Origin of the sequence: Mycolicibacterium septicum DSM 44393 (assembly GCF_000455325.1) — a bacterium.
Classification (GTDB): domain Bacteria; phylum Actinomycetota; class Actinomycetes; order Mycobacteriales; family Mycobacteriaceae; genus Mycobacterium; species Mycobacterium septicum.
Genome location: NZ_HG322951.1, coordinates 2,568,188 through 2,594,918, shown reverse-complemented (window position 1 = coordinate 2,594,918; position 26,731 = coordinate 2,568,188). Strand labels below are relative to the sequence as shown.

Here is a 26,731-nt window from a genome sequence, read left to right as displayed (position 1 = left end):
GATCCTCAGTCTAACGGGTCGGAGTCGCGATGCGCTTCAAGCAACTTCAACCACACCTCACTGATGGTCGGGAAGCATGGCACCGCATGCCAGAGTCGTTCGATGGGGACCTCGCCCGCTACCGCGATGGTGGCCGAGTGCAGCATTTCGGCGACGCCGGGACCGACAAAGCTGGCCCCGACCAGGATTCCGCGTTCGAGATCTACGACGAGCCTTGCCTGCCCGGTATAGCCGTCCGCGTAGAAGTTCGCTCCGGGAACGGTTTGACCGATGTTGACATCGACGGCCTTGACGCGACTTCCCTGCCGGGCTGCCTGCGCGTAGGTCAATCCCACCGAGCCGGCCTCCGGGTCAGTGAAAAATGCCTGTGGCACCGCAAGGGTGTCCGCCGTGGCGCGATGCGGACCCCACTGTGATGTGTCAAGCGGAAGTCCTTGTGCTCGTGCGCCGATGACGTTGCCGACGATCCGCGCCTGATATTTGCCCTGGTGAGTCAGCAAGGCGCGATGATTTGCATCGCCTAGCGCATACAACCATTCGCCTTCGACCCCGCGGACAGTGCATGAGTCGTCGATGTCGAGCCATGATCCGGGCAACAGACCGATCGTCTCCAGTCCGATGTCGGCAGTGTTCGGCGTACGTCCGGTGGCGAAGAGAATCTCATCGACTTCGAGACGGCCGCCGTCACTCAGGATCACTTCCACAGGTTCGGCCGGCGACGTGCGCCGCAGCTCGGTCACCGTCACCTCAGTACGCACATCCACCCCGGCAGCCGAAAGGCCCTGACGGACATGGTCACCGACGAAAGCCTCCATCTTGGGCAGTAGGGCAGCAGAGCGCACCAACAACGTGACTTCAGAACCGAGGCCGCGCCAGGCCGTCGCCATCTCCACTCCGACTCCCCCGCCACCGACCACCGCCAACCGTGGGGGGACCTCACTGCTGTCGGTGGCTTTGCGGTTCGTCCAGGGCTTCGCTTCGGCCACACCGGGTATGTCGGGTAGCGCCGCCGTGCTGCCCGTACATACCGCCACCGCGTTGCGGGCCGTCAAAACTTGTGGATCCCGGCCAGACGCGGCCACCGTGACACGGCGCGGGCCGTCGAGACGTCCGTGCCCCCGGATCAGGTCGACGCCCATGGCGGAAACGGTGTCGGCCTGACCAGCGTCATTCCACTCGGTCACGTAACGGTCCCGACGGCCGAACACGCCCTTCGTGTCGATCGGGTCCGAAACCGCCTCGCGCGCACCGTCTATGCGTTGGGCGTCGGCGATCGCGAGTACCGGACGCAAGAGCGCCTTGCTCGGAACGCAACCCCAATAAGAACATTCACCGCCGACGAGTTCGCGCTCGATGACTGCAACGGTCAGGCCGGCGGCATGGGCCCGCGCTGCGACGTTCTGCCCCACCGGACCGGCGCCCAGAACGATGACGTCATAAGCACCAGTGTCGGGCATGTGTGATTCGGAGGTCTGGATGGTCAATGGTCAATCCGTTCCGTGTGTCGTCGTAGGGGGATAGTCACGTTCCTGCAGGCGCCAGGAGTTGCCGTCGGGGTCAAGGAAGTCGGCGAAGCTCGCGTAATCCGACCGGTTCGGATCAACACCGGGCCGGAAGCAACCACGCCACCCGCCGTCGGCGTCTTTGTGCACGATGTCGCCGACGGCGACACCGCGTCCGATGAGCTCATCCCGGTAGCCTTCGATATCGGATACCACCAGGTAGATGCCGCGTAGGCTGCCCGGCATCGCGTCCGTCAACCCGACTCCGAACTGTATTGACGTGCCCGACCCGGGCGGCGTCAGTTGGACGACGCGAAATTGAGGCGTCGGTGCATAGTCCACATCGAGTACGAATCCGACCTGGTCCCGATAGAAGTGCAGCGACCGGTCGGGGTCGGCCACCGGGACGGTGACGACTTCCAGTTTGGCCTGGATCGTCACCGGTCGCCTTCTGACCGGCCGAGAACCTCTGCGGGGTCCAGGCCGCGGTCAAGGCCGTGTGGCATGACGTTCTGGCCAGGCTCCAGTTCCAGCTGCCGACCGTCGAGGTATACATCGACCTTGTCGGGCTCGAACGAGATGAGATTGCGCACTCGGGCAACCTCTGTCCACGCATGTGTATACGACCATGCCGCCCGGTGCCGGTCGCCGACGTCGTAGTAATCAGCCAATCCCTTGTAGGGACAGAACGTCTGACCCTCAACCGGTTTGAGGGCGGATTCGTCGATATCCTCGCGACGCACGTACCAGCGGGCGGCAAATCCCGATTCATATAGCGCCAGCGGCTGGCGCGTCTCGGCGATGACCCGCTCACCGTCACGCACGACCAGGTGCCGTGACGTCGATCGGATGTCGATACGGTGGTATGCGTCGGCGGCGTGACCGACAACGCGCTCATCCTCTTCGAAGAACGCGTCCATCGCCCGCCAAGCGAATGCGAACCGGTCCTGGAGAACACCCGCGTGCGAAGGGAGAGAACTGAATCGCCAGGCGGCCCGTTTGACCGAGCGATCGGCGGACCGGGCACTGAACCACTCCACCGGCCCCAGCTCGGGGTGATCAGTGACGACCCCTTCGACATCAAGGACTCCCGGACTGAGGTCGTCCGCAGGAAAGTAAGCGACCGGGTAGCGGCCCGGCTCGTGCAGCAGTACAACGTCTTGACTGTCGGCAATCCACTTGTCGCCCAACTTGACCCGCATTCGACGCCGTAGCGGCTCAGCGAACAGTAACCGTTTCGGCAAGGGTTCCGGAGTCAGAAATTGTCCGACCGACCCGGAGGCCAGTGGGCCCTGCTGCCAAGCCAGTCCCATCGAGTCTTCCCCGCTCTCGAGTTGGCCGCCCGCATCGACCGATCGCAGCCTGCAGACAACATATTTCGCCCATTGGGTCTTATAACCCAATATTCTGGGTCACACCACCCACTTTTGTCCAGGGTGAATCCGCAACCCGGACAGAACGTCCTGATCGGTTAGGCCTTGGCAGTGCGCCGGGAAGGCACTCGCCCTGAACGCTTCTCGGGTGCCAGGGCAAAGGATGCGACGTAGTCGACCGCCGCTCCCACCACAGCACGGAACGGCTCGGGCCTACCGGTGGCGAAAGCCAGCATGGTGCCACCCTGATGTGCAGCCACAAGCGCCACTGCCAGGTGATGCGGGTCGGCTTGCTCAACGAGTTCGCCATTGCTGCGCATCGCACTCAGCCCGGCGCAGAACAGGTCGATCCACTTCTCGTAGCCGGCGGCCAGGTCATCAAGGACTTCGGCTTCTTCGAGAAGCTCGCCGGTCAGTGAGCCGTAGATGCACCCGCCACGGAGATAGACCGTCTCCAGTTGGCGTTCACACGCTTTGGCCCAGGCACGAATCGCAGCGAGGCTGCCGAGCGCCGCCAGCTCCGGCTGCCGGTGAAACTCAAGGACATCGTCTGCGCGTGCCGCGATCACCTGCCGGGTCAGGTCCCGCTTGTCGGTGAAGTAGTGGGCGATCTGCGACCCGCTCACGCCGACGGCCCGGCGCACATCATCGAGACTGGTGCCGCCGACCCCGTCGCGGAACATCAGTTCAGCGGCACCGTCGATGATGCGAGCCCTGGTCGCCAGGCCTTTACGCGTGAATCGCTGCGAGGCGTCATCAACCACAACCGTCGGCTTGCGCCGGTCGCGTCGCCGACGCGGAGGACGTGCGACCCGCTCGGCGGGATCAGCGGCAAACAGGCGCAGGTAATTGACCACAAACCTGAGCGTGTCACTCAGCGGCCACTCCTGGCGGTAGGCGAATGTGAGTGTGCCCGCACCCTGATGGCCGGCGACGACAACCATCGCCAGCGCCTTGGGGTCCGCCGATGTCACCAGCACCCCGCGATCCAGCATGCGCTGAAACGACTGCTCCAGCTGGGAGATCCATTGTTCATACCCGGCGGCCAGCGCCTGCCGAGTTTGCTCGTCGGACTTCATCAGCTGCCCCGCCAGCGCGTGGTAGGTCGGCGTTCCGGTGTAGCCGATCTTGCGCAGGTAGCGCATGTTGAGGTCGAGCCAGCGCTCGAAGTCGTCGAAGGTGTCCAGCCCACCGAGCATCGGCTGGCGGTGGAAACCGAGCACGACCTCCATCTGCCTTTCCATCACCGCCCGGATCAACGCCTGCTTGTCGGCGTAGTAGTGACTGAGTTGCGAACCGCTGACCGAGGCGACTTGCCTAACCTTGTCGAGGCTCAGCCCGGACAGCCCATCATCGAGGATGACCCGCGCGGCGGACTGCAGAATGCGTTCGCGGGTGGCACGGCCCTTGGCCGTAAATCCTGTGGAAGGGCCTGCTGTGTACATTTGCCGATCAGTTTACCGCCCTCCCATATGCTGAGATTGACGTTTGAGGCGGAGGAGCCCGGAACGTCACCCAGACCGCTGATCCGTCTCGCGATTGACGTCACCCATGGGCGGTGCCATATTGGGATGGAAAACCCAAACTGCCTGGCCACCTGCCCTTGCCGCCTGGCGACACGTCAAGCGCGCAGCACGGCATCGGGAAGGAGCGGCATGCCACGGCTGCTTTCTGTGAATGTCGGAATGCCCAAAGATATTTCGTGGCAGGGCAAGACGATCCATACCGCGATCTACAAAGAGCCCGTCGAGGGACCCGTTCAGGTCCGCCGCCTAAATGTCGACGGCGATGGACAGGGCGATCTCAACGGTCACGGCGGCGAGAACCGGGCGGTCATGGTTTATCAGGCCGAGTCGTATGACTACTGGCGGCGCGAGTTGGGGCGCGATGACCTGTCACCCGGGCACTTCGGCGAAAACTTCACCGTATCCGGACTGCCGGACGACACCGTGTGTATCGGAGATCGATATCGGATCGGCGATGCCGAATTCGAGGTGACTCAACCTCGCGTCACCTGTTTCAGAGTGGGTATGCGCCTCGGAATAGCGGACATGCCGCGACTTCTGGTCGCCCATCACCGCCCGGGGTTCTACTTCCGGGTCGTCACCGAAGGACGGGTCTGCGCCGGCGATCAGATCGTCCAAACCCGGCAGGGCCGACACCGATTGTCGGTCGCGGCGGTCGACGCAATGCTCTACCTTCCAGATCCCGACAAACACGGCATGCGCCTGGCCGCCGAAATCCCTGCATTGAGCCCTGGATGGGCACAGTCGTTCCATGAGCTGCTGTCGGCGGATCCCCCCGCCGAACCCCAACCGGCTTGGCGGGGTTTTCGTCCGATGCGCATCGGCGCCATCCGCCGCGAGACCAGCGACGTGGCGTCATTCGAGTTGCGAGCGGACGGCCTCCTCCCTGCTCCGCTGCCGGGCCAGTATGTGACTATCCGCATCGCTGCACCCCGGCAGCCCCCGGCCCTACGCAGCTATTCGCTATCGGGAGCCCCAACGGGTGACAGGTACCGAATCAGCGTGAAGCGAGAGCCTCACGGCTTGGTCAGCCAATGGTTCCATCACACGGCCACCGTCGGCACCTCTGTGGACGTCGGGGCCCCGCACGGGGATTTCCGGCTTGTCGATGCCCCGGGCCCGCTCATCCTGATGTCGGCCGGCATAGGTGTCACGCCAGTGCTGGCGATGCTGCATCACCTGGCGGCCACGTCCAGTTCCCGACGGGTCATCTGGGTTCACACCACGCATGACGAGTCCTCGCACGCGTTCCGCGACGAGATCGCCACGTTGTTGACGGCACTGCCGAATGCCGAATGGCATGATTTTTACAGTTCGGCGGCGGGCGGACGGCTTGGCGACGTGCAGATCGCCGCGCTCGCGTTGCCGGTTGACGCCACCGCATTCCTCTGCGGACCGTCGGCTTTCATGGAAGACATGGCCGCTGCGCTGACCGCTGCCGGAATCACGCGCATCCACTCGGAATTGTTCGGTGCCCGGCAGGCCGTCAATCCAGGATCCCTGCCGACAGCGCAGGTACGTCGCCCGCACCCTCCAGCCGGTGAACCCGGAAGCGGCGCCGCGGTGACCTTCGCCCGCTCAGGGCTGACCGTGCCCTGGTCGCCGCGACACCGCACCGTGTTGGAACTGGCCGAGGCCTGCGACGTCCCGACGCGGTACTCCTGCCGGAGCGGCGTATGCCATCTCTGTGTGACCGAGGTGATCACTGGCAGCTTCGATTACGTGACCGATCCACTTGCCCCACCCGCACCAGGGTCGGCCCTCATCTGTTGCGCTGCGCCCGCCAGTGATCTGGTCTTGGACCTGTAAAACCGCCAGGGCAGTCGCAGCGACGCGAGGGTCGCTCTCACGCTCGGTCGACCGCACGCCGCCCCTCTGCCCGCACCGGGTCAGGACGCAGATAAAGCACCAGGCAGGCACAGATGAGGATCATCGCCGTCGCCGGGAACCAAATCGCCACTACAGCGGAAGCGCCGAAGACCCCGATCGTGACAACCGAACGCATGCGCAGTAGGCGGCGCAGTCTGGCGGAAGCCGCCTCGTGCGACGGTTGGTCCACGGCCTCCCAACACAACGCCACATAGGTCACGTTGACGACAACAAAGATCAATGCGTACAGGGCGACGGGGGCCGACGCCAGTTGAGTATCCGCGATCCACTCCGTACTGAAGGGGATCAACGACACCGCGAACAAGTGTAGGAAATTGGACCAGACCAACCGGGCCGTCGTTGGCTGCGCATAGCTCAACAGATGGTGATGGTTCATCCAGACAATCGCGATGAACAGGTAGCTGACCGCATAGCTGAGCGCTGTGGGCCACAGCGTCAGTAGCGCTCCAAACGTGTCCGCGGACGGAGGTTTCAACTCCAACACCAGGATGGTGATAAGCACTGCGAACACGGCATCGGAGAACAAAGCCACCCGCTCCGGGCGTGATCGCTGCACAGCCAACGCGGCACCCTCCGCTCCCCCGGGACCCAGTGACGCCCGAATCATATCCCGATTGGGTCACCTAACCCAATACTTCCTCCAAAAATGCGGCCGGACGCCGCGGACGGCGCATTCTTCGACATCGGTCGCACCAGGACTGCCACATCTCCTTCGCCCGGGTGGTTATATTGGGTTGCGCAACCCATTTTGTGGGTTACATCGATCCACAAAACCCATCAGCACGACCAATTGGCAGGGGAACCACCATGACGACATCGGCAAACCGGACGAAACTACTTGATGCAGTCCATATTTCGACGATCGACACCATCGCGGCGATCGTGGGCCGGTACGGGCTCGTAGTGGTCATCGGGTGGATCGGCGCCCTCAAGTTCGCGGACTTCGAAGCTCATCAGATCCAGCCCCTGGTTGCACACAGCCCGTTCATGGGTTGGCTGTACAACTTTCTTCCGGTCTACCCTTTCTCTGCGCTGCTCGGCGTATTCGAGCTGACCGCGGCCACACTCATCGCGATCAAGCCGATCGCACCGAAGCTGTCGATAGCCGGCAGCCTGCTGGCGATACTGCTCTTCCTCGCCACTGTCAGCTTTCTGTTCACCACTCCGGGTGTCACCGAACCCAAGGGCGGCGGGTTTCCCGCGTTGTCATTGACCGGCGAGTTCCTACTCAAAGACATTCCACTGCTCGGCCTTTCCTTCTGGACGCTGTCCGACTCCATCAAATCCGCACGTCAGCGAGCAACCGCAGCTCAGCAGTAGCTCGATGCGTCCGAACGGCCGGGCCGAGACCTTGTCCGCCCGGTCGTTCGCCCCGACGGTCAGTAGCGGCCGATCGCAATTTCGCATCACCCTGCGTGGATCTCTTCAGGCAGGTCAAACTGGGTTGGACACTCGCAGCGGCTCCCGCCCGGGATTACCCGGGTGTGAGCTCGCGTTGTCGCCAGAGACCGCGACTGAAAGTGAGAACCGTCGATGGGCACCTCTCTGCACCTCGCCGTCGCACTCGATGGCACCGGCTGGCACCCGGCATCGTGGCGCGAGCCGCTGGCCCGCCCCGCCGAAACGCTCTCCCCGCGCTACTGGACCGACCTGGTCATCCAGGCCGAACGCGGCCTGCTGGATTTCGTCACGATCGAGGACGGACTCACCCTGCAGTCCGATCACCCGTTCCGCCCCGATGACCGCATCGACCGGGTGCGCGGCCGTCTCGACGCGGTGCTCATCGCCGCGCGTGTCGCGCCCCGCACCCGACACATCGGGTTGGTGCCCACCGTCGTCACCACGCACACCGAGCCGTTCCATGCGTCCAAGGCCATCGCGACACTCGACTACGTGAGCACCGGCCGCGCCGGGGTACGGGTCCAGGTGTCCTCTCGTCGGGATGCCGCCGCGCACTTCGGCCGACGCGCACTGCCCGAGGATCGTGCCGTGCTGACCACCGAATTGTTCAGCGAGGCCGCGGATTACGTGGAAGTGCTGCGTCGCTTGTGGGACAGCTGGGAGGACGACGCCGAGATCCGCGATGTGGCCAGTGGCAGGTTCGTCGACCGAAACAAACTGCATTACATCGATTTCGAGGGCGCGTCGTTCTCGGTGAAGGGGCCGTCGATCACCCCGCGGCCGCCGCAGGGGCAACCGATCGTGGCCGCGCTCGGCCACGTCGACCCCGCCTACCAGCTCATCGCGGGCAGCACCGACGTCGGGTTCGTCACCCCGCACAGCGCCGACGAGGTCACTGCCCTGGTCGACACCATCGCCGCGCTCCGCCCCACGCAGGCTCCGCCGGTGCGGGTATTCGCCGACCTGGTGGTCTTCCTCGACGACACGATTGATGCGGCGCAGGCCCGACGAGACCGTCTCGACGAGCTGGCCGGTACCGAATACCGCAGCGACGCCGAGATTTTCGTCGGAACACCGAGTCAGCTGGCCGACCTGTTGCAGGCCTGGCACACCGCCGGCGCCACCGGCTTCCGGCTGCGCCCGGCGTCCTTGCCGCACGACCTGCAGCAGATCACCGATGCACTGGTCCCCGACCTGCAACGCCGCGGCTTGTTCCGCGAGGCTTACGAAGCCTCCACGCTGCGTGGCCTGCTCGGCCTCACCCGCCCCGCCAACCGCTACACGACCGTCTGACACGGATCAGGAAACGCCCATGAGCAAGCCCGTCAAGCAGATTCATCTGGCCGCACATTTCCCGGGGGTCAACAACACCACGGTGTGGAGCGACCCCAAATCCGGCAGCCACATCGAATTCGATTCGTTCGTCCGGTTCGCGCAGACCGCTGAACGCGGCAAGTTCGACTTCTTGTTTCTGGCCGAGGGCCTGCGGCTGCGCGAACAAGGCGGCCAGATCTACGACCTCGACGTCGTCGGGCGCCCGGACACGTTCACGGTGCTGGCCGCGCTGGCCGCGGTGACCGATCGGCTCGGTCTGACCGGCACGATCAACTCGACGTTCAACGAACCCTATGAGGTGGCACGGCAATTCGCCTCGCTGGACCACCTATCCGACGGCCGGGCCGCCTGGAACGTCGTCACCTCCTGGGATGCCTTCACCGGCGAGAACTTCCGCCGCGGCGGCTTCCTGCCCGAAAACCAGCGCTACGAACGGGCCGAGAGCTTCCTGGCCGCCACCCACACGCTGTTCGACTCCTGGCACGGTGACGAAGTCGTCGCCGACAAAGACCGAGGCATGTTCCTGTCCGACCCGGCGGCCGGCGAGTTCGCCTACCGCAACGATCATTTCGACATCAGCGGCCGGTTCAACGTTCCCCGCAGCCCCCAGGGGCGTCCGGTGATCTTCCAGGCCGGGGACTCCGACCGCGGGCGCGAGTTCGCCGCGGCGGCCGCCGACGCCATCTTCTCGCGATACGGGACGCTGGAGGATGGTCAGAAGTTCTATGCCGACGTCAAGGGTCGCCTGGCCAAATACGGCCGCCGTCACGACCAATTGCTGATCCTGCCCGCAGCTACCTTCGTCCTCGGGGACACCGACGACGAGGCTGCCGACCTGGCCCACGAAGTGCGGCTGGCCCAGGTGTCCCCCGCCACCGCGATCAAATTCCTCGAACAGCTGTGGAACCGCGAACTTTCCGATCACGACCCGGATGGGCCGTTGCCCGCGGTCGACCCGGTGGTCGGTGAGAACACCATCGCCAAGGGCCGGGCCAGTGTCCGGATGCACCGCGACCCGATCGCGGTCGCCAACGAATGGCGCGCCAAGGCCGAGGCACACAACCTGACCACCCGCGAGCTCATCGTCGAGGTGACCGGGCGGCAGAACTTCGTCGGCTCGGCCGCCACGATCGCCGAATCCATAGACCATCTCGTGCAATCCGACGCCAGCGACGGCTTCATCCTGGTCCCCCACGTCACCCCGGACGGGCTCGACCCGTTCGTCGACCGCGTCGTCCCGCTACTGCAGGAGCGCGGCGTGTTCCGTACCGACTACGAGGGGACGACCCTGCGCGAGCATCTGGGGCTGGCTCTGCCCGAGCTCTCCGGACACGGGGAGCACACGGCCGCAACGGGATAGCGGCTACTCGTCTGCCTCGTCGGGTTGGCTGCGGTCCTTGTACTCCCAGCTCGCCCCCGCGGTCAGCGTGCCGGGCTCCAACTCGGTGCGCCCGGCGTCGCGCACGTGCACCGTCTGCGCGAGGATCTCGTCGGGCTTGCCGCCGATCACGATGACCGGGTGGTCGTACTCGATGCCGTAGAGCTTCAGCGCGGCATGCACCGCGTGCGCCGCGGCCTTGCCGCGGGACATCTTGGCGTTCGAGTTGACCCTGATGACCAGCCGGCGTTCCGGTTCGGCGTCTTCGGCGTCCATGGGTAGCAGACTAAAGCTTGATCCAGAACTTGTCGTACCCCTCTGCGATGATGGGGTCATGCCTTCCACCGCAGCCACTTTCGATGTTGCGGAGAGTCCTGCGCAGCGCCTGGAGAGGTTGTTCGCCGAGGTATCGGAGCTGATCGGTCAGCGCAATGCGATCGACGGTCGCATTGTGGAGATCGTCGCCGAGATGGACCGTGACGAATTATGCGGTGCCACCGGCGTCCGATCGATGGAGGCGCTGGTGGCCTGGAAGACCGGTGTGACCCCGCGCAACGCCGAGGTGGTGGTGGCGATCGCGCGGCGGCTTGACGAGTTCCCCCGGTGTGCGCAAGGGATGCGGGAAGGCCGGCTGTCGCTGGATCAGGTCGGGGTGATCGCCGAGAAAGCCGCCGACGGATCCGATGAGCACTACGCGGAGCTGGCCGCGGTCGCGACGGTCACTCAGCTGCGTACCGCGGTCAAGCTGGAACCGCGCCCCGAACCAGACCACAAGCCGGTGCCGGGTCCCGACCCTGGACGGTCGATCACCAAGACCGAGGATGGTACGTACACCACCTACCGGATCCGGTTGACCCGGTTGGAGGCCGCCAGGTTCGACGCGGCCCGCCAGGCTCATCACGATGGGTTGGTCGCGGATTGGAAACACGATCACGACACCGAGTCCGATGATGCGGACGATGTTCAGGCGCCGCCGTTCCCGAACGGTGTGGATGCGTTCATGAGTGTCATCGAGGTCGGCTGGGATGTGGAGGCGGCGCGTCGCCCGCATGGACAGCACACCACCGTGGTGGTACACGTCAACCTCGACACCGGCGGCGACAAATCGGTCGCCGCACTGCATCTGGGCCCGGTGCTGACCGAGGACGAACGACGTGAGCTGCTGTGCGACGCTACGTACGAAACCTGGTTTGAACGGCACGGTCAGGTTATCGGCGCCGGGCGCACCACCCGGCAGATCAACCGCCGGCTACGCCGGGCTTTGGAGCATCGCGACCGCTGCTGCGTGGTGCCCGGTTGCGGGGCAACCCGCGGTCTGCACGCCCACCACATCATCCATTGGGAAGACGGCGGACCCACCGAACTGGACAACCTGGTGCTGGTCTGCCCGTATCACCACCGGCTGCACCACCGACGCCTCATCACGATCACCGGACCCGCCAACCGGCTGGTGGTCACCGACACTGCCGGCAGACCGCTGCACGGCGGATCGTTGGCCCGTCCTCCGACCACACCCCCACCCGATGTCGCGCCGTGCCCCGGCCCGACCGGGGAACGCGCCCACTGGTGGTGGTACCCACCCTTCCAACCCCAACCACCGCCGGCAATCAATTAGCCGCGCGAGCACCACGCTTCACGGTTCGTCCGAGGCCACTTCCCTGAGGAACTCCCCGCCGTGGATGGCGGCCAGCAGCGAATTCTCCGAGGTGCGATTGGCGGTGAACAGCAACTCGTCGCCGGCTTCGAGCACGTCGTCGGGCTTGGGAAAGCGCACCTTGTTGCCGCGAACGACAGTGACCAGCGCGGTGTCGACCGGCAGGTCCAATCGGTCCACCCGCTGACCGACGACGGGGTTGTCTTCGGGCAGTGTGAGTTTGGTCAGTTCCACCCGCCCCCCGCGCAGCGTCATCAATCGCACCAGGTGCCCGACGTCGATGGCACCCTCGATGCCTGCCACCAGGGAACCCGGCGTCGACACCGCGACGTCGATGCCCCAGTCCTGTCCGAACAACCACTGGTTTCGGATGTCGTTGATGCGGGCCACCACCCGCGGCACGCCGAATTCCGACTTGGCCAGCAACCCGACCACGAGATTGGATTTGTCGTCACCGGTAGCCGCGATCAGTACGTCACACGTTTCGATGCCGGCCTCCTCCATCGCGGAGAGTTCGCAGGCGTCGGCGAGCAGCCAGTCGGCGCCCGGCACGGTGTGCGGCTCGTATCGGCGGTGCAGCTGCTCGATCAGCAGGACCTTGTGGCCGTTCTCGACCAACTCACGCGCAACGGAGCGGCCCACATTGCCCGCGCCGGCAACCACTACTCGCATATTCCGTTCCGCCACCCAACCATTTTCGCCCATTCGCACGGCGCACTCACGGGCCTTCGTCCTGATTAACTGATTCCCGATGAGTCTGAACCAGCTGTACCTGACCTTGCTCACCGGCGGCGTCGTGCTGCTGGCGAGCATCATCGGCACGCGGGTGGCGACCCGGATCGGGTTCCCCAGCCTCCTGTTCTTCCTGCTGGTCGGCATGGTGCTGGGCGTCGACGGGATCGGGCTGGACTTCAACAACGTCGAACTGGCCCGCAACGTCTGCACCACAGCACTGGCGATCGTGCTCGTCGAGGGTGGCCTGACCACACGTTTCTCTGATATCCGCGGCGTGCTGGCACCCGCAGGCGTACTGGCCACGGTCGGCGTGCTCATCAGCACCGCGATCACCGCCGTCGGCGCGCATCTGCTACTGGGCATGGACTGGCAACTCGCGCTGCTGCTCGGGGCGATCGTCTCCTCCACCGACGCGGCCGCTGTGTTCTCGGTGCTGCGGATCCTGCCGCTGCCCAGACGGCTGGCCGGCCTCCTGGAGGCGGAGTCCGGTTTCAACGACGCGCCCGCGGTCATCCTCGTGCTGACGTTCAGCGTGGTGCCGTTCGTGTTCCACCCCGAAGGCGCGATCACCGATCTGTTCTACGAGCTGATCACCGGTGCCCTGCTGGGCTTGGCCGTCGGGTTCGCCGGCGCGTTCGCCTTACGCCGCATCGCGCTGCCCGCCTCGGGTCTCTACCCGATCGCGACCTTCGGGCTGGGTTTCATCGCGTTCGCCGCCGCGGGCAGCGCCCACGCTAGTGGTTTCATCGCCGCGTACCTGTCCGCGGTGGTCCTCGCCAACTCGGGTCTGCCGCACAAGTCGGCCACCCGTTCCTTCGCCGAGGGGGTCGGCTGGCTGGCCCAGATCGGGCTGTTCGTGCTCCTCGGGTTGCTGGTGAACCCGCACGATCTGGCCGGCGACGTCATCCCTGCGATCGTCATCGGGCTGGTGCTGCTGCTGATCGCCCGACCCGTGTCGGTGGTGCTGTCGCTGGCCGGATTCCGGATCCCGCTGCGCGAACAGCTCTTCCTGTCCTGGGCGGGGTTACGCGGTGCGGTGCCGATCGTGCTGGCCACGTTCCCGATCGTCGCCGGCGTGCCGGACAGCTACCGGCTGCTCAACATCGTGTTCGTCCTCGTGGTGATCTTCACCCTGATACAGGCGCCCAGCATCCGATTCGTGGCCAACGCGCTCGGGCTGATCACCCGCGACATCACCCGCGAGATCCAGGTCGAAGCCGCACCGCTGGACGTGCTCGACGCCGAGCTGCTGACCATGACCGTGCAACCCCATTCCCGATTGCACAACGTGACGATCCTCGAACTGCGGCTGCCCGATCCAGCGGTGATCACCCTGATCATCCGCAACGGCCGCACGTTCGTCCCGCTACCGGACACCCGTATCGCCGTCGGCGACGAGCTGCTCATCGTCACCACCAGCAAGACACGGACCGCAGCCGAGGCCAGGCTGCGCGCGGTGAGCCGGCGCGGCAAGCTCGCCTACTGGTTCGACGAATACGGGCTCGAGGACTGATACCGGGTGTGGCATCGAGCACATCCGTGCGCGCTGATTTGAAATGCAACCCTCCCCCAGGGGTAGAGTTGCCGTCGATGTAGAACGTGGCCATCGCCTCGCCCACACGGGCCCACCTCCGGCGCTTCCAATTGAACGTTCTGACAATACTTTTCACGCAGTGACGCGTGGATCAACTGTGCCTACTTGCCGCGCTGAGTCGCCGCGCGGACTTGAAACGGAGTTGTGTTGAATCGATCGACCGATACGGTGACGCCGCGCGAGCAGCAGTCGGTACTGGCCGCACTGCGTTCTCCCCGCCGGCTGCGTACCGAGGTTCTCGCCGGCCTGGTGGTGGCCCTTGCGCTGATCCCCGAAGCGATCTCGTTTTCGATCATCGCCGGCGTGGATCCGCGCATCGGCCTGTTCGCCTCGTTCACGATGGCGGTGACCATCGCGCTCGTCGGTGGGCGGCCCGCGATGATCTCCGCCGCGACCGGAGCCGTCGCACTGGTGGTGGCGCCGCTGGTACGCAGTCACGGCCTGGATTACCTGATCGCCACGGTCATCCTGGCCGGAGTGCTGCAACTGATTCTCGGCGGCCTGGGAGTCGCCAAGCTGATGCGGTTCGTGCCGCGCAGCGTGATGGTCGGCTTCGTGAACGCCTTGGCGATCCTGATCTTTTTGGCCCAGTTGCCGCATCTGCTCGGCGTGCCGTGGCTGGTCTACCCGATGGTCGTGGTCGCCATCGCCGTCATCGTGGCGCTTCCGAAATTGAGCACCGCGATCCCCGCACCGCTCGTGGCCATCGTGGTGCTCACCGCGGCCGCCGTCGGATTCGGCTGGTCGATTCCCAACGTCGGTGACGAAGGGCAGCTGCCGTCGAGCCTGCCGTCCCTGCTGATCCCCAACGTCCCGTTCACCCTGGAAACACTCGGTGTCATCGCGCCCTACGCGCTCGCCATGGCGGTGGTCGGCCTGTTGGAATCGCTGATGACGGCCAAGCTTGTCGACGACATCACCGACACCCACTCCGACAAGTCCCGCGAGGCGCTGGGCCAGGGTGTGGCCAACATCGTCACCGGATTCTTCGGCGGCATGGGTGGCTGCGCGATGATCGGGCAGACCATGATCAACGTGAAGGCGTGCGGCGCGCGCACCCGGATTTCGACATTCCTGGCCGGCGCGTTCCTCCTCGGCCTGGTCGTCGGGCTCGGCGATATCGTGGCCCAAATCCCCATGGCGGCACTGGTCGCCGTGATGATCATGGTCTCCGTCGGCACCCTCGACTGGCACAGCATCAACCCGAAAACACTGCGGCGCATGCCAAAGAGCGAAACCGCCGTCATGCTCGCCACGGTGGCGGTCACCGTGGCGACCAGCAACCTGGCCTACGGCGTCGCCGTGGGCACGCTGATCGCCATGGTGCTCTTCGCCCGGCGCGTCGCTCATTTCACGGAGGTCGTCGACATCGACCACCCGGACGAGGACACCCGCGTGTATGCGGTCCGGGGCGAGTTGTTCTTCGCCTCCAGCAACGACCTGGTCTACCAATTCGACTATGTCGGCGATCCCGAAAACATCGTCATCGACATGAGCCAGGCGCACATCTGGGATGCGTCCACCGTGTCCACCCTGGACGCCATCACCACCAAATACGCTGCCAAGGGCAAGACCGTCACCATTGTCGGGATGAACGAGAACAGCGCAGAACGTCACGCCCGGCTCAGCGGTCAACTGGCCGCGGCGCACTGAACCGCCAGGGGGAATCGTTGAGCAGTCTGGATCACCTTCAGATCGGCGAGGTCGCCGCACGAACAGAGTTGTCCATCAAGACGATCCGGCACTACGACGAGGTCGGTCTCGTCGTGCCCTCGGCTCGGTCCGCAGGTGGCTTCCGCCTCTACACCGCCGACGACGTCAACCGGCTGCTGGCGATCCGCCGGATGAAACCGCTGGGCTTCAGCCTCGATGAGATGCGGCAGCTGCTGGATGCCCTCGACACCCTCAACTCCCCCGCCGCGAACACCACGCAGCGCGCTGCGGCGACCAGCTATGTGGCCGAATGCCATACCCGAGCACAAGAATCCTGCGTGAAGCTCACCCGGCAGCTGGCGTACGCACAGGAGCTGACCGAGCAACTGGCTCACTACCGCTGAGCCGTTTGATCTGCGGGCAGGCGGGTATACCGCGCGCATGCCGATGTCGAGACCTTTTGCGGTCCTGTTCGACGTCGACGGAACCCTCGTCGACACGAACTACCTGCACGTTCATGCGTGGGTGCGCGCGTTCCGCGAGGAGAACGTCGACGTGGACTCCTGGCGGATACATCGCAGTATCGGCATGGATGGCAGCACCCTGGTGGCAAACCTCTCAGGCGACGCAAGTGATGCTGTGCAGCAACGGCTCAAGGACCGCCACAGCAGCCTCTACAAGGACAGCGCGGACCTGATCGTGCGCCTCCCGGGCGCCCGCGAACTGCTGCACCATCTGGCCGGCAACGGGGTGCAGGTGGTGCTCGCCAGTTCCGCACCGGAAGACGAACTCGCCATCACCCGAAAGGTTCTCGACAGCGACGACGCCATCGTGGCGGCAACGTCGTCGAAGGACGTGGACACCGCCAAGCCCGACCCGGGCATCGTCAAGGTGGCCCTCGAACGGGCCGGCGTATCCGCCGATCGGGCGGTCTTCGTCGGTGACGCGGTGTGGGACGGGGAAGCCGCCCGTCGCGCCGGCGTGCCGTTCATCGGCCTACGTTCCGGTGGGGTCGCCGACTGCGAGATCGAAAAGGCCGGTGCGCAGGCCGTTTTCGACGATCCGCTCGAACTGCTACAGCATCTTGACGGGACGGCCATCGGGACTCTCATCGGCGAAGCTGTCCATTCTGCGAAGTGAGCGCGGCGGGCGCGTCGACTTGACCGCGGGCGTCGAACGTGTGTTCTAATATCTGCGACCGCCAGCCCGCCCAGCGCAAGCGATGCTTAGAAGGAGTTCGCCGTGACGATGACTGTAGACACTGAGGCGCCAGAAACGTTGACCATCGACTCCGACACTCCCGACACGTTGATCTCCTCGGCAGAGAGTACGCCCGAGACCGACGCACCTGCCTCCGAAGCGCCCGCCGACGAGAAGCCCAAGCGGACCCCGGCCAAGAAGGCACCGGGCAAGAAGGCCAAGACCATCGAGCTGACCCTCACCGTCACCGGCACGGCCGACGGCGAATGGCACGCCGAGCTCAAGCAGGGCACCACCTACCTTGCGCGCAACGTCGCGGTCGCGGCCGCCGCAGTGTCCCGGGCCGCCAAGGAACTACACGAGGACCTCTCCACCCCGATCGATGAGGTGATCGAGGCGGCCCGCTCCGAACAGGCTGCCAAAGTGGCCGCCTTGGAAGCAGAACTCGAAGCTGCGCGAAAGGTCTTGTCCGACTTGGCATAAGGCGCAACCCCGGAGCGTCCGGCCAAAGTCGCCTACCCGTAGGCGGGATAGCGATTCTCCCAGATCGCGAGTTGCTCCGCGCGGTGCCGGCGGACGATTCGGGTCTCGGGGCCGAGCAGCATCGTGAGCCCGCCGACCCCGTCATAGCGATCCCAGGGCTCTCCCCCACGAACGAACGCCAGCCACAGTTGCTGAACTACATCCGACATCTGGAGGGCCGCCTCGTCGGCACCGGCCAGTGCGGGCGCGGCGTCCAGCGTGCCGAACAGCAGGGGCAGACACGAATCGTGGCAGGCCCCGAACCCGGCGCGCGGAGAAGGCCACTGCAGTTCGTAGCGAAACACCGGGTTGCCGCGCTCGGCGTGGGCCCTGACGAACTGCTCGGTAGGCGCGGTGAAGTGGTAATCGGTGACCATCGCGCTGGCGACATCGCGAAGCGTGTGCTGGTCGGCGCGGTAGGTAGCCACCACCGCGCCCGGGTCGTGACCGTCCCCGGCGAGTGCCCGCGCCCTGTCGTGCACGTACTGCTCGGTGAAGACCCGCTCATCCAGCGCCGCGTCGAAGATCCGCCATTCGTCGCGCGTCGTTCCGGCGAGGATGGGCGTCTCCGGCATGGCGCGGGTGCGCGCGACCACCAACGGGTGATCGACGATGACGTCGCCGTCGATGCAGGGATGGAACGGGCCCTGCGGCGGCACGAATCCGGTGTCGATGCGCCTCTGTGCGGTAAGGATCTGCTCGACGTCCGGTTCTCGGCCAACCGATGAGATGACTTTCTCAGCCACGGCCGCGGCGGCTGCGGTCGAGCGGACGCGTTCCAAACCGCCGCTTTGCAGAATCGCGCGGTCGAAGAGGCGGCACCCGCCGGCGAGCAAGGCCGATACCGCGATCGCGCCCGAGGACTGCCCCGCCACCGTGACGGCGTCGGGGTCGCCGCCGAAAGCGCCGATCTGCGCGTGCACCCACCGCAGCGCGTGGCACTGGTCGCGCAATGTCAGGTTGGTGGAGTCGGCCCCGTGCCAATCCGGCGCGTAGAGCGAACCCAGAACCCCGAGCCGGAAATTCACTGTCACCACTACGATGTCGCCGCGCCGGGCCAGTCGCGCACCATCGAGCAGCGGTGCCGAACCGTGGCCCTGAGCCTGCCCGCCGCCGTGCAGAAAGACCAGCACAGGCCGGCGGTGGTCGTCGACCGCGGGGGTCCAGATGTTGAGGGTGAGACAGTCCTCGCTCATGGTCAGGCCGCGCTTGGCCAGCCGCTCGGGCGCGATGTCCTGCGGGGCGATCGCGCCGAACGCTATCGCCTCCCGCACGCCGGTCCAGCAAGGCACGGGTTGTGGTGGACACCAACGATGTACACCCGTCGGCACCGCCGCGTACGGCACACCACGGAAGACGATGACGTCGCCGTGCCCGTCGCCGCGCAGTGCTCCGTACGAGGTGTGCGCGACGGCGGTCACGAGCGCTCGGTCAGCGGATAGTTCTGCGCCATCTCACCGTTGAGTATCCGGGTCAGAAAGTCGCGGCCCTTGAAGCTCACCACCTCGACGCGCAGTCCGCTGCGCGGGTCGCGCAGGAACGCCACCCCGGCACCGGTGCGCTCCAACTCCCAACCGTCTGCCTGCAGCCGGGCGACGTCGTCGCGCCAGCGCTCCGCGTAGTAGCCGAGGTGGTGCATGCCGCCGGACTTCGGTTCGGCGAAGATCGAATCTAGATCAGCGACAACTTCGATCAGTTCGAGGTACGGCGGGCCGGACGCGGAGAACGCGATGCGTACGGTCTGGTCGTCCGCGGACCCGTCGGGCCGGGTGAAGCCGCTGCGCATCTCGAACGGTGGCGCCCAGGAGATCTGCATGGCTGCCGACACAGAGTCCATGGCTGTCGCCAGGTCGGGTACGAGGTGGCCCACGTGGTAGACGTTGTCGAAGGCCGACGCGGCGAGCGTGTCGAGTCTGGGGTCCATGTCAGATCCTGTACCTGCGGCGGATGGCGTCGAAGCGAGCGTGCAGTTGCGCGGCGCGTTCGTCGGCCGTGACGCGCCGGGTTTCGGCCGGCAGCACGGTGTCCAGCTCGGTCAACGGCACTACGGTGGTGCTGACGTCGGGCACCTGCCTGCTGCCGATGACACGCATGGTGAGATAGCCCTCACTGAAACGTTGGGTGTCGATCCAGTTGTGCACGCCGGGATCGTTGTGGGCCAGCACCATTCGCACACGGCCGTCGGAGTCGATCGCCGATCTGCTCGGGGTGTGGCTCACCGGCCGATACAGGTAGTCCATGCTGTTCCAAAATGCTCCCATGTTGGTCAGCATCCAGAACTCGCTGTCGTCGGCGAACTCGAAGAGCAGCGCTTCGTCCGGCCCGAGGCGCCATGGCATGGTGACGATGAGCCGGCCGCGGCGCGCATCGCGTTGCTCAGCCGTGCCGGCGAAGCGCGCGCCGGGAAAGACGTTGGGCTCGGGCTCGCCGAACAGCGAGCCGATCTGCAGTTCGCGGTCCGGCCAGTCGGTCATCGCCCCGGTGAGGAAGTCGCCGGCCCACTGCATCGACGCGATGAGATCCTGCGGGGTCGGAACGGGACGTGGCTCGTCCATGTCGATGCGTTCGATGCTGAATTGCGCCGAGCGCTCCGCCCAGGAGTCGAAGCCCTGCCGCATGAAGAGCTTGCGTGAGCCCGCTGTCGTGGGCAGCCAATTCGGTTCTCGCCGTTCCCCTCCGACGTAGAGCACGAAGCTGCCGTCGGGCTCGGTGACAAGCTCATCACCGGTGATGTTCGCCTCAGGGGTATCCCCGAAGGGCTCATGCAGATTGGGGTGATCGGCGCCGTAGTAGACGTCCTTTTCCGGACGCGGCCCCTGCACGGTGAAGTTGATGAAACGCGCAGTCCCCCGATCACCTTCGACGCGATACGTCGATGCGCCGTCGATCCAGGCCTGTAGATAGACGAAGTCGGCGTTGTCGCCGCCGAGCTTGCGGCTCGGCCCGCAGAACGGATGGATCATCGGATAGCGGGTGCTCTTGGTCTCCAGGGCGAGATCGTATGCCTGCCCGAGATTCTGCGTGAGGTAACGGAAAGCGTCGGCGCGCTGCAACGCATTCGGCGGCGAGGTGTCCTTGAACGCCAGATCTCCGGCGACCTTGAGCCGGTCGCAGAAGTCGTGCCACGCCGCACGCAGCGCCGCGTCGTCCGCGGTGTCGCCGAACGCCATCAGTGCCTCGTCTCGATGTCGATGCCGAATCGCTCGCGGTATCCGGCGAACTCGTCGTGCAGCTGCTGTACGGGGACCGGTAGGACGTCGGTGGAGTAGGTGAACTTGCCGTACCGGTCGCTGCGGTTGGTGACGAGGTAGTCGCGCATCGCCTTTTCGGCGGCGGCGGTCAACGGAAGTCCGGCGAAGTCGTAGAAACCCCCGATCGCGGCGACCGGGTCGGCGACGAAGTCGCGGTAGCGGACGTGGTGGATACGCGGGTCGTCCACCAGCGGGTCGGTGAGGTAGGCGTGGAAGTTCGCCCGCGACCCCTCGATGGTGTCCTTGGCATACTGCGTCCAATCCAGCGCCCCGGCAAGACTCTCGTTGATCCGCCCGAAGGCCACGATCTGGGAGGCGAGCACCTGCACCGGGTCACGGTGTACCCAGACGATGCGCGCGTCGGGGTAGGTGTCGAAGAGCGCGCGCAGGCGTCGGCCGTGAAAGCCCTTGAGCACCCAGCGTTTCGGCGGGCGCGAGTGTTGGATGTGTTGCAGCATCATGCGGTGCAGCGCGTATTGCGCGCGATGGTCTTGGCCGAAGTTCTGGATCGTGAGCGGGACCCGCCACCAGGCGCTCGGGTTGGTCGCACGGAAGTCGAAGGCCCACGTACGTTCACACTCGGGCAGCCCGGCACCGAGCAGATCGTTGTACGGGTGGCTGACGATCCACGGCGGGATGCGATCGAGGATCTCCCGCCAGTCGGCATCGGCCTGCGCGCGGCGCGGGTCGTCGACGCCGGCTGGGCCGGGTGGTGGCGAGGGATACATCACCTCCCAGAACCGCAGCGCGCGGGAATCCTCGTCCTCGGCGAGCAGGGCATGCAGCAGCGTCGTTCCCGACCGAGGCTCGCCGGTGGCGAAGAGCGGGGCCGTGATCGGTTCTGCCTGCAGCGGCAGGCGGGCATGGTCTGCGATGAACCGCAGGCGGCTCGTGAGCAGTCCGTCGATCGTCAATGCAGCTGCCCGCGAGCCGGTTTCGTCGAGTTGGGCGCTGTTCATCCTGTCGACGACCAGTGCCACGCGGGCGGGCAGGGTTTCGTCGCCGAAGTCGGTGAGCCCGGTCGACTTCTGCGCGGCGGCGATGAGGACGTCGGTGTCCAAGGTTGTCATGGTGTGCTTCCTGTGAGCTTCAGCAATTCGTCTTCGACCTCGCGAACTTTGCGTGCCGACTCGGCGGCGTAGGCCTGCCCGGCCATTCCGCTGTAGTCGAGCACCGAGACGACTTGGGCACCCGCCTCGGCGAATTCGGCGATCTGCGTGGCGACCTGCTTCGGCGTCCCGTGCGGAACGACGGACAGGATCGCGGCCGGGTCGACCTGTTCGAAGAGCCGGAGCAGTCTGTCGCGGGTCAACACGCGTGGGTCGATGTCCTGGATGCCGCGCCAGTGCTCCCCCATCGGATGGCGGTGACCGGTGGTTCGCAGCGCGTCTGCCGTCAGTTGCAGCACCAGCGACTTCACGAGCGGGCGTTGCACAATCACGCTCAGTTCGTCGGGCTCACCGATGAGGCAGACCACCATCTTCGCGGGCGTGATCGCCTCCGGGTCGCGCCCGGCCTGTTCGGCCGCCTCCCGAATGCCGGCCAGCTGGTTGGCATAGCTCTCCGGCCCGGCGCTGCCCGTCGGCCACCAGCCATCGCCGAATTCCCCGACCAGCCGCAGCATGCGGGGGCCGTTGGCCCCGATCCAGATGGGTGGCGGCCCGGTGTGGTGCAGCTCGGTATCCAGCCGGGCGTGCTCCAGCGTGAAGTACTGCCCAGCGAAGTCGATCGGTCCGTCGGTGTTCCACAGCAGCCGGATCAGCCGGAGTGCCTCGGCGAACCGACTCACCGCGCACCGGTGGTCGAAGCCGTATGGCGTCAGGTTCTCGCGCTCGCCGGCGCCCAGTCCCAGGATGAACCGGCCGTCCGAGAGATGGCTGAGGGTCAGTGCCGACTGGGCCAGCATCACCGGGTGGCGTCGAACGGTGTCGAGAACGCTGGTGGCAAGCCGGGTGCGGGTGGTGCGTGCCGCGACGGCACCGGCGAGACTGAGGGTGTCCAGGTAGCGGTGCGGTGACGGCGACAGCTCCGCGAGGTCGGTGAACTCGGCCGTCCAGATCGAGTCCGGCCAGAAACTCACCAGGTGATCGGGCAGCCAAAGGGAGTGGTAGCGGCCATCATCGAGGTCGCCCAGCCCGCTGAGATCGAGCGGCAGAGTTGTCCGAAAGAACGAGGCCAGCTCCAAGGGCATGCAGGGCAAGCTACCGCAGGATGACGGCTGCGTCACCGATTTGCTGGGCATCTGCTCAGCATTGCCTGATCCGCAAACCAAAAAACCCGCCCCGACCGAAGTCAGAGCGGGTTTTACAAACGTGGAGCTAAGGGGATTCGAACCCCTGACCCCCACACTGCCAGTGTGGTGCGCTACCAACTGCGCCATAGCCCCGTTTGTCGTGCCCCACGAAGTTACACCACCGCTACCCCAGGTTCAAAATCGCTGGTCAGGGGACCTCTCCACCGGCCTCCGGGCCGAGCGCGCGGGCCGGAGTGTGCTCGGCGGAGGGCCGTCCGCGGGTCTCTGGAGCGAAGATCCAGCCGACGGCGGCGATCAGCAGGATCACCCCGCTGATCACGAAGGCCCACGAGAACGACAGGTACTGCGCGATCAGCCCGACCAGCAGTGAGCCGCCGACCGAACCGACGTCGGCCATCATCTGGAACGTCGCGACGGCGGTGCCGCCGCGGGCCTTGTTGCCGATGATGTCGGCCACTGCGGCCTGCTGAGGTGCGGTGAAGATTCCGGTCGAGAAACCCGCGATGTAGGCGCTCACGAGAAACAGCGTCAGCCCATCGGTGAACCCGACCATCACGGTCGAGATCCCGGCCGCGGTGAGCCCGACGATCAGCAGCAGGCGTCGTCCCACCCGGTCGGAGAGGTAACCGCTGGGAATCACCGCGGACACGTTGCCGACGGCGAAGGTGGCTAGCGCCAGTCCTGCCATCCCGGGGCCGCGATGGAGCACGTCGACGATGAACAACGGCACCAAGGCAATTCGGAGCCCGAAGGCCGACCACCCGGTGGCGAAGTTCGACAACAGCGCCGCCCGGTAGGCGCGGTTGCGCAGCGCCGTGCGGACGGTCACCGTGGCACCTTCGTCCGGCGCGGGCGCGGCCAGCGACGAGTGCCGCAGGCTGATGAACACCACGGCGGCCGCCACCAACAGCGCGGCGCCGTAGATCACGAACGGGGCGCTCAGGCCGAGCCCCGCGGTGAGGCTGCCGAGAACGGGCCCACCGACCGATCCGACCAGGAATGCCGAGGAGAACATGCCGGCCACGCGGCCGCGGGCGTCCTCCGGGCTGACGCGGATCATCAACCCCAGCGCCGAGACGAAGAACATCGTCGAGCCGACGCCGCCCAGCGACCGGAACAGCAGCAGCTGCCAATACGTCTGCGCGAACGCGCACGCCCCGGTGGTCACGGCGACGATCAGCAGGCCCCACACGTAGATCCGGCGCTCCCCCAGCCGCTGGATCAGCACCCCGGTGGCCGGCGCGAAACACAGCCTCATCAGCGCGAATGCGGTGATGACGAAGGTCGCGGCGCTGATGCTGACCCCGAAGTGGCGGGCGTAGGCCGGCAGCACCGGCGCCACCACGCCGTAGCCGAGCGCGATGACGGCGTTGGCGACGATCAGGACCCAGACTTCACCAGGCAGCTTCGACTTGGTGTCGCTCTGACAGTCGTCCTCCGTAAGGCTCACCCAATGACTGTATTAACCACGTCCTTGGCGGCTTCCTGCACCTCCGCAAGATGGTCGGGGCCGAGGAAGGACTCGGCGTAGATCTTGTAGACGTCCTCGGTTCCCGACGGCCGCGCGGCGAACCAGGCGTTCTCCGTCGTGACCTTCAGGCCGCCCAGCGCCGCGCCGTTGCCCGGTGCAGAGGTGAGCTTCGCGGTGATGGGCTCACCGGCCAGTTCGGTGGCGCTCACCTGCTCGGGCGACAGTTTCGCCAGCCGCGCCTTCTGCTCGCGGTCGGCCGGGGCGTCGATGCGCGCATACGTGGGCGACCCGTAGCGTTCGGCCAGTTCGGCATACCGCTGCGACGGCGTCGACCCGGTGATCGCCAGGATCTCCGAGGCCAGCAGCGCCAGGATGATCCCGTCCTTGTCGGTGGTCCACGTCGACCCGTCGGTACGCAGGAACGAGGCCCCGGCACTCTCCTCGCCACCGAACCCGATGCCGCCGCCGATCAGACCGTCGACGAACCACTTGAACCCGACCGGCACCTCGACCAGCTTGCGATCCAGCCCGCCCACCACCCGGTCGATGATCGAACTGCTCACCGCGGTCTTGCCAACCGCGGTGGCCGCAGGCCAGTTCGGCCGGTGGGTGTAGAGGTAGTCGATCGCCACGGCCAGATAGTGGTTGGGGTTCATCAGCCCGCCGTCCGGGGTGACGACGCCGTGCCGGTCAGAGTCGGCGTCGTTGCCCGTGGCGATCTGATACGAGTCCCGGTTGGCGATGAGCGATGCCATGGCATTCGGTGAGCTGCAGTCCATCCGGATCTTGCCGTCGGTGTCCAGGGTCATGAACCGCCACGTCGCGTCCACCAGCGGGTTCACCACGGTCAGGTCCAGGTCGTACCGCTCGGCGATCGCGCCCCAGTAGTCCACACTGGCCCCGCCGAGCGGGTCGGCACCGATGCGGATGCCTTCGGCCCGGATCGCGTGCAGGTCCACCACATTGGGCAGATCCGAGACGTAGGCGTCGAGGTAGTCGTGACGCTGCGCCGTCTGCAACGCCCGCGACAGCGGCATGCGTTTCACGTCCTTGAACCCGTCACGCAGGATCTCGTTGGCGCGCTTGGCGATCCACCCTGTCGCATCGGTGTCTGCGGGGCCGCCGTTGGGCGGGTTGTACTTGAAGCCGCCGTCGCGCGGCGGGTTGTGCGACGGGGTGACGACGATGCCGTCGGCCAGGTCGGTGTCGCGGCCGCTGTTGAAGGTCAAGATCGCGTGGCTGACCGCGGGCGTCGGGGTATAGCGGTCGGCCGAATCGATCATCGCCACAACATCGTTGGCGGCCAGCACCTCGAGTGCCGAGGCCCAGGCCGGTTCCGACAGGGCGTGGGTGTCGCGGCCGAGGAACAGCGGGCCCGTGGTGCCCTGCGCGGCGCGGTATTCGACGATGGCCTGGGTGGTGGCCAGGATGTGGCCCTCGTTGAACGCGGTGTCCAGACTGGAGCCGCGGTGCCCGGAGGTTCCGAACACCACCTGCTGCGCAATGTCATCGGGGTCGGGCCGCCGGGTGTAGTAGGCGGTCACCACCGCGGCGATGTCGATGAGATCCTCGGGTTGAGCCGGTTGTCCGGCGCGGGGATTGGCAGCCATGGACCCGATTGTGCTCCCGATCGGATGTCGGTGCCCGGCACTCACACACCAGACGCCATACTTTTACTTCATGTTTGGCCATGACCCCCGAGAATTGGCCGCGGTCTTCGTCGGCGGCGCCCTGGGCACGCTGGCGCGCGCCGGACTGGCGGTGCTCGCCGCGCCTCAACCCGGCCATTGGCCGTGGCCCACGTTCATCGTGAACATCGTCGGCGCGTTTCTGCTGGGGTACTTCACCACGCGACTGCTGGAGCGGCTGCCGGTGTCGAGTTATCGCCGGCCGCTGCTGGGCACCGGGGTGTGCGGCGGGCTGACCACGTTCTCCACGATGCAGGTCGAGACGGTCACGATGCTCGAGCACGGAAACTGGGCGCTGGCTGCC

The 26,731-nt window shown here is 66.0% G+C and carries 25 protein-coding genes and 1 tRNA gene; 11 read left to right on the top strand and 15 right to left on the bottom strand.

Annotated features, from left to right (window positions below; translation table 11 throughout):
• Nucleotides 1–5: 5 nt before the first annotated feature.
• The 4 genes from TX88_RS12225 to TX88_RS12210 form a co-directional block, all read right to left on the bottom strand.
• Nucleotides 6–1,457: a dihydrolipoyl dehydrogenase family protein gene (locus TX88_RS12225; protein WP_044519346.1), complete on the bottom strand. Its 1,452-nt coding sequence runs from the start codon at nt 1,455–1,457 to the stop codon at nt 6–8.
• Between the two features lie 30 nt (nt 1,458–1,487).
• On the bottom strand, nt 1,488–1,937 hold the full coding sequence (locus TX88_RS12220) for a VOC family protein (protein WP_044519345.1): 450 nt from the start codon (nt 1,935–1,937) through the stop codon (nt 1,488–1,490).
• Nucleotides 1,938–1,939: 2 nt separating this feature from the next.
• A complete protein-coding gene (locus TX88_RS12215; protein WP_044517090.1) occupies nt 1,940–2,815 on the bottom strand; it encodes a DUF427 domain-containing protein in 876 nt (291 codons plus the stop codon).
• 158 nt (nt 2,816–2,973) lie between these two features.
• The gene (locus TX88_RS12210; RefSeq protein ID WP_044517088.1) at nt 2,974–4,320 is read right to left on the bottom strand and encodes a TetR/AcrR family transcriptional regulator; all 1,347 of its coding nucleotides are present in this window, start codon (nt 4,318–4,320) and stop codon (nt 2,974–2,976) included.
• A 210-nt stretch (nt 4,321–4,530) separates the two neighbouring features.
• Here TX88_RS12210 and TX88_RS12205 point away from each other — a divergent pair, with 210 nt between their 5' ends.
• A complete protein-coding gene (locus tag TX88_RS12205; RefSeq protein ID WP_044517086.1) occupies nt 4,531–6,210 on the top strand; it encodes an MOSC and FAD-binding oxidoreductase domain-containing protein in 1,680 nt (559 codons plus the stop codon).
• A 37-nt stretch (nt 6,211–6,247) separates the two neighbouring features.
• On the opposite strand, the gene TX88_RS12200 is transcribed toward TX88_RS12205, so the two are convergent.
• Nucleotides 6,248–6,847 carry a TMEM175 family protein gene (locus TX88_RS12200; RefSeq protein ID WP_244438510.1) on the bottom strand — a complete coding sequence of 200 codons (600 nt, stop codon included), beginning with the start codon at nt 6,845–6,847 and terminating at the stop codon, nt 6,248–6,250.
• Nucleotides 6,848–7,098: 251 nt separating this feature from the next.
• On the opposite strand from TX88_RS12200, the gene TX88_RS12195 reads away from it, so the two are divergent.
• The 3 genes from TX88_RS12195 to TX88_RS12185 all read left to right on the top strand — a co-directional run bounded on the left by TX88_RS12195 (nt 7,099) and on the right by TX88_RS12185 (nt 10,387).
• Nucleotides 7,099–7,611 (top strand): YkgB family protein, encoded by a 513-nt coding sequence (locus TX88_RS12195; RefSeq protein ID WP_044517084.1) that lies wholly within the window; start codon nt 7,099–7,101, stop codon nt 7,609–7,611.
• A gap of 213 nt (nt 7,612–7,824) precedes the next feature.
• Complete coding sequence (locus TX88_RS12190) at nt 7,825–8,985, top strand: LLM class flavin-dependent oxidoreductase (protein ID WP_044517082.1); 1,161 nt, start codon at nt 7,825–7,827, stop codon at nt 8,983–8,985.
• Nucleotides 8,986–9,004: 19 nt separating this feature from the next.
• Nucleotides 9,005–10,387, top strand: a complete 1,383-nt coding sequence (locus TX88_RS12185) for an NtaA/DmoA family FMN-dependent monooxygenase (protein ID WP_044517081.1) — start codon at nt 9,005–9,007, stop codon at nt 10,385–10,387.
• Between the two features lie 3 nt (nt 10,388–10,390).
• Here the strand turns inward: TX88_RS12185 and TX88_RS12180 are convergent, their stop codons facing one another.
• A complete protein-coding gene (locus TX88_RS12180) occupies nt 10,391–10,681 on the bottom strand; it encodes a hypothetical protein (protein WP_044517079.1) in 291 nt (96 codons plus the stop codon).
• Between the two features lie 58 nt (nt 10,682–10,739).
• Here TX88_RS12180 and TX88_RS12175 point away from each other — a divergent pair, with 58 nt between their 5' ends.
• A complete protein-coding gene (locus tag TX88_RS12175) occupies nt 10,740–12,020 on the top strand; it encodes an HNH endonuclease signature motif containing protein (RefSeq protein WP_044517077.1) in 1,281 nt (426 codons plus the stop codon).
• 18 nt (nt 12,021–12,038) lie between these two features.
• On the opposite strand, the gene TX88_RS12170 is transcribed toward TX88_RS12175, so the two are convergent.
• A complete protein-coding gene (locus tag TX88_RS12170) occupies nt 12,039–12,731 on the bottom strand; it encodes a potassium channel family protein (RefSeq protein WP_044517076.1) in 693 nt (230 codons plus the stop codon).
• A 79-nt stretch (nt 12,732–12,810) separates the two neighbouring features.
• On the opposite strand from TX88_RS12170, the gene TX88_RS12165 reads away from it, so the two are divergent.
• The 5 genes from TX88_RS12165 (at nt 12,811) to TX88_RS12145 (ending at nt 17,724) form a co-directional block, all read left to right on the top strand.
• Nucleotides 12,811–14,307, top strand: coding sequence for a potassium/proton antiporter (locus TX88_RS12165; protein WP_044517074.1), 1,497 nt, complete (start codon nt 12,811–12,813; stop codon nt 14,305–14,307).
• 228 nt (nt 14,308–14,535) lie between these two features.
• A complete protein-coding gene (locus TX88_RS12160; protein WP_044519343.1) occupies nt 14,536–16,041 on the top strand; it encodes a SulP family inorganic anion transporter in 1,506 nt (501 codons plus the stop codon).
• 17 nt (nt 16,042–16,058) lie between these two features.
• On the top strand, nt 16,059–16,445 hold the full coding sequence (locus TX88_RS12155) for a MerR family transcriptional regulator (protein WP_044517073.1): 387 nt from the start codon (nt 16,059–16,061) through the stop codon (nt 16,443–16,445).
• A 43-nt stretch (nt 16,446–16,488) separates the two neighbouring features.
• Nucleotides 16,489–17,181, top strand: a complete 693-nt coding sequence (locus tag TX88_RS12150) for an HAD family hydrolase (RefSeq protein ID WP_084621999.1) — start codon at nt 16,489–16,491, stop codon at nt 17,179–17,181.
• 108 nt (nt 17,182–17,289) lie between these two features.
• Entirely contained in the window at nt 17,290–17,724 is a 435-nt protein-coding gene (locus TX88_RS12145) for a DUF6319 family protein (RefSeq protein ID WP_110917928.1), read from the top strand.
• Nucleotides 17,725–17,756: 32 nt separating this feature from the next.
• On the opposite strand, the gene TX88_RS12140 is transcribed toward TX88_RS12145, so the two are convergent.
• The 8 genes from TX88_RS12140 to pgm all read right to left on the bottom strand — a co-directional run bounded on the left by TX88_RS12140 (nt 17,757) and on the right by pgm (nt 26,349).
• Entirely contained in the window at nt 17,757–19,184 is a 1,428-nt protein-coding gene (locus TX88_RS12140) for a carboxylesterase/lipase family protein (protein WP_044517070.1), read from the bottom strand.
• Nucleotides 19,181–19,687 (bottom strand): VOC family protein, encoded by a 507-nt coding sequence (locus TX88_RS12135; RefSeq protein ID WP_044517069.1) that lies wholly within the window; start codon nt 19,685–19,687, stop codon nt 19,181–19,183. Before TX88_RS12135 ends, TX88_RS12140 begins: the two co-directional genes overlap by 4 nt.
• 1 nt (nt 19,688) lies before the next feature.
• On the bottom strand, nt 19,689–20,933 hold the full coding sequence (locus TX88_RS12130; protein WP_044517067.1) for a DUF1214 domain-containing protein: 1,245 nt from the start codon (nt 20,931–20,933) through the stop codon (nt 19,689–19,691).
• On the bottom strand, nt 20,933–22,084 hold the full coding sequence (locus TX88_RS12125) for a sulfotransferase family protein (protein WP_044517065.1): 1,152 nt from the start codon (nt 22,082–22,084) through the stop codon (nt 20,933–20,935). Before TX88_RS12125 ends, TX88_RS12130 begins: the two co-directional genes overlap by 1 nt.
• Nucleotides 22,081–23,205: an LLM class flavin-dependent oxidoreductase gene (locus TX88_RS12120; RefSeq protein ID WP_044517063.1), complete on the bottom strand. Its 1,125-nt coding sequence runs from the start codon at nt 23,203–23,205 to the stop codon at nt 22,081–22,083. The genes TX88_RS12125 and TX88_RS12120 overlap by 4 nt, the downstream gene beginning before the upstream one ends.
• A gap of 122 nt (nt 23,206–23,327) precedes the next feature.
• Nucleotides 23,328–23,400: transfer RNA gene (locus tag TX88_RS12115), tRNA-Ala, on the bottom strand.
• 55 nt (nt 23,401–23,455) lie between these two features.
• On the bottom strand, nt 23,456–24,718 hold the full coding sequence (locus TX88_RS12110) for an MFS transporter (protein WP_044517062.1): 1,263 nt from the start codon (nt 24,716–24,718) through the stop codon (nt 23,456–23,458).
• A complete protein-coding gene (pgm, locus tag TX88_RS12105) occupies nt 24,715–26,349 on the bottom strand; it encodes a phosphoglucomutase (alpha-D-glucose-1,6-bisphosphate-dependent) (RefSeq protein ID WP_044517060.1) in 1,635 nt (544 codons plus the stop codon). Before pgm ends, TX88_RS12110 begins: the two co-directional genes overlap by 4 nt.
• A 70-nt stretch (nt 26,350–26,419) precedes the next feature.
• Between pgm and crcB the strand changes: the two genes are divergently transcribed.
• Nucleotides 26,420–26,731 (top strand): fluoride efflux transporter CrcB (gene crcB / locus TX88_RS12100; protein ID WP_044519340.1); only part of this gene is annotated, 312 nt, incomplete at its 3' end.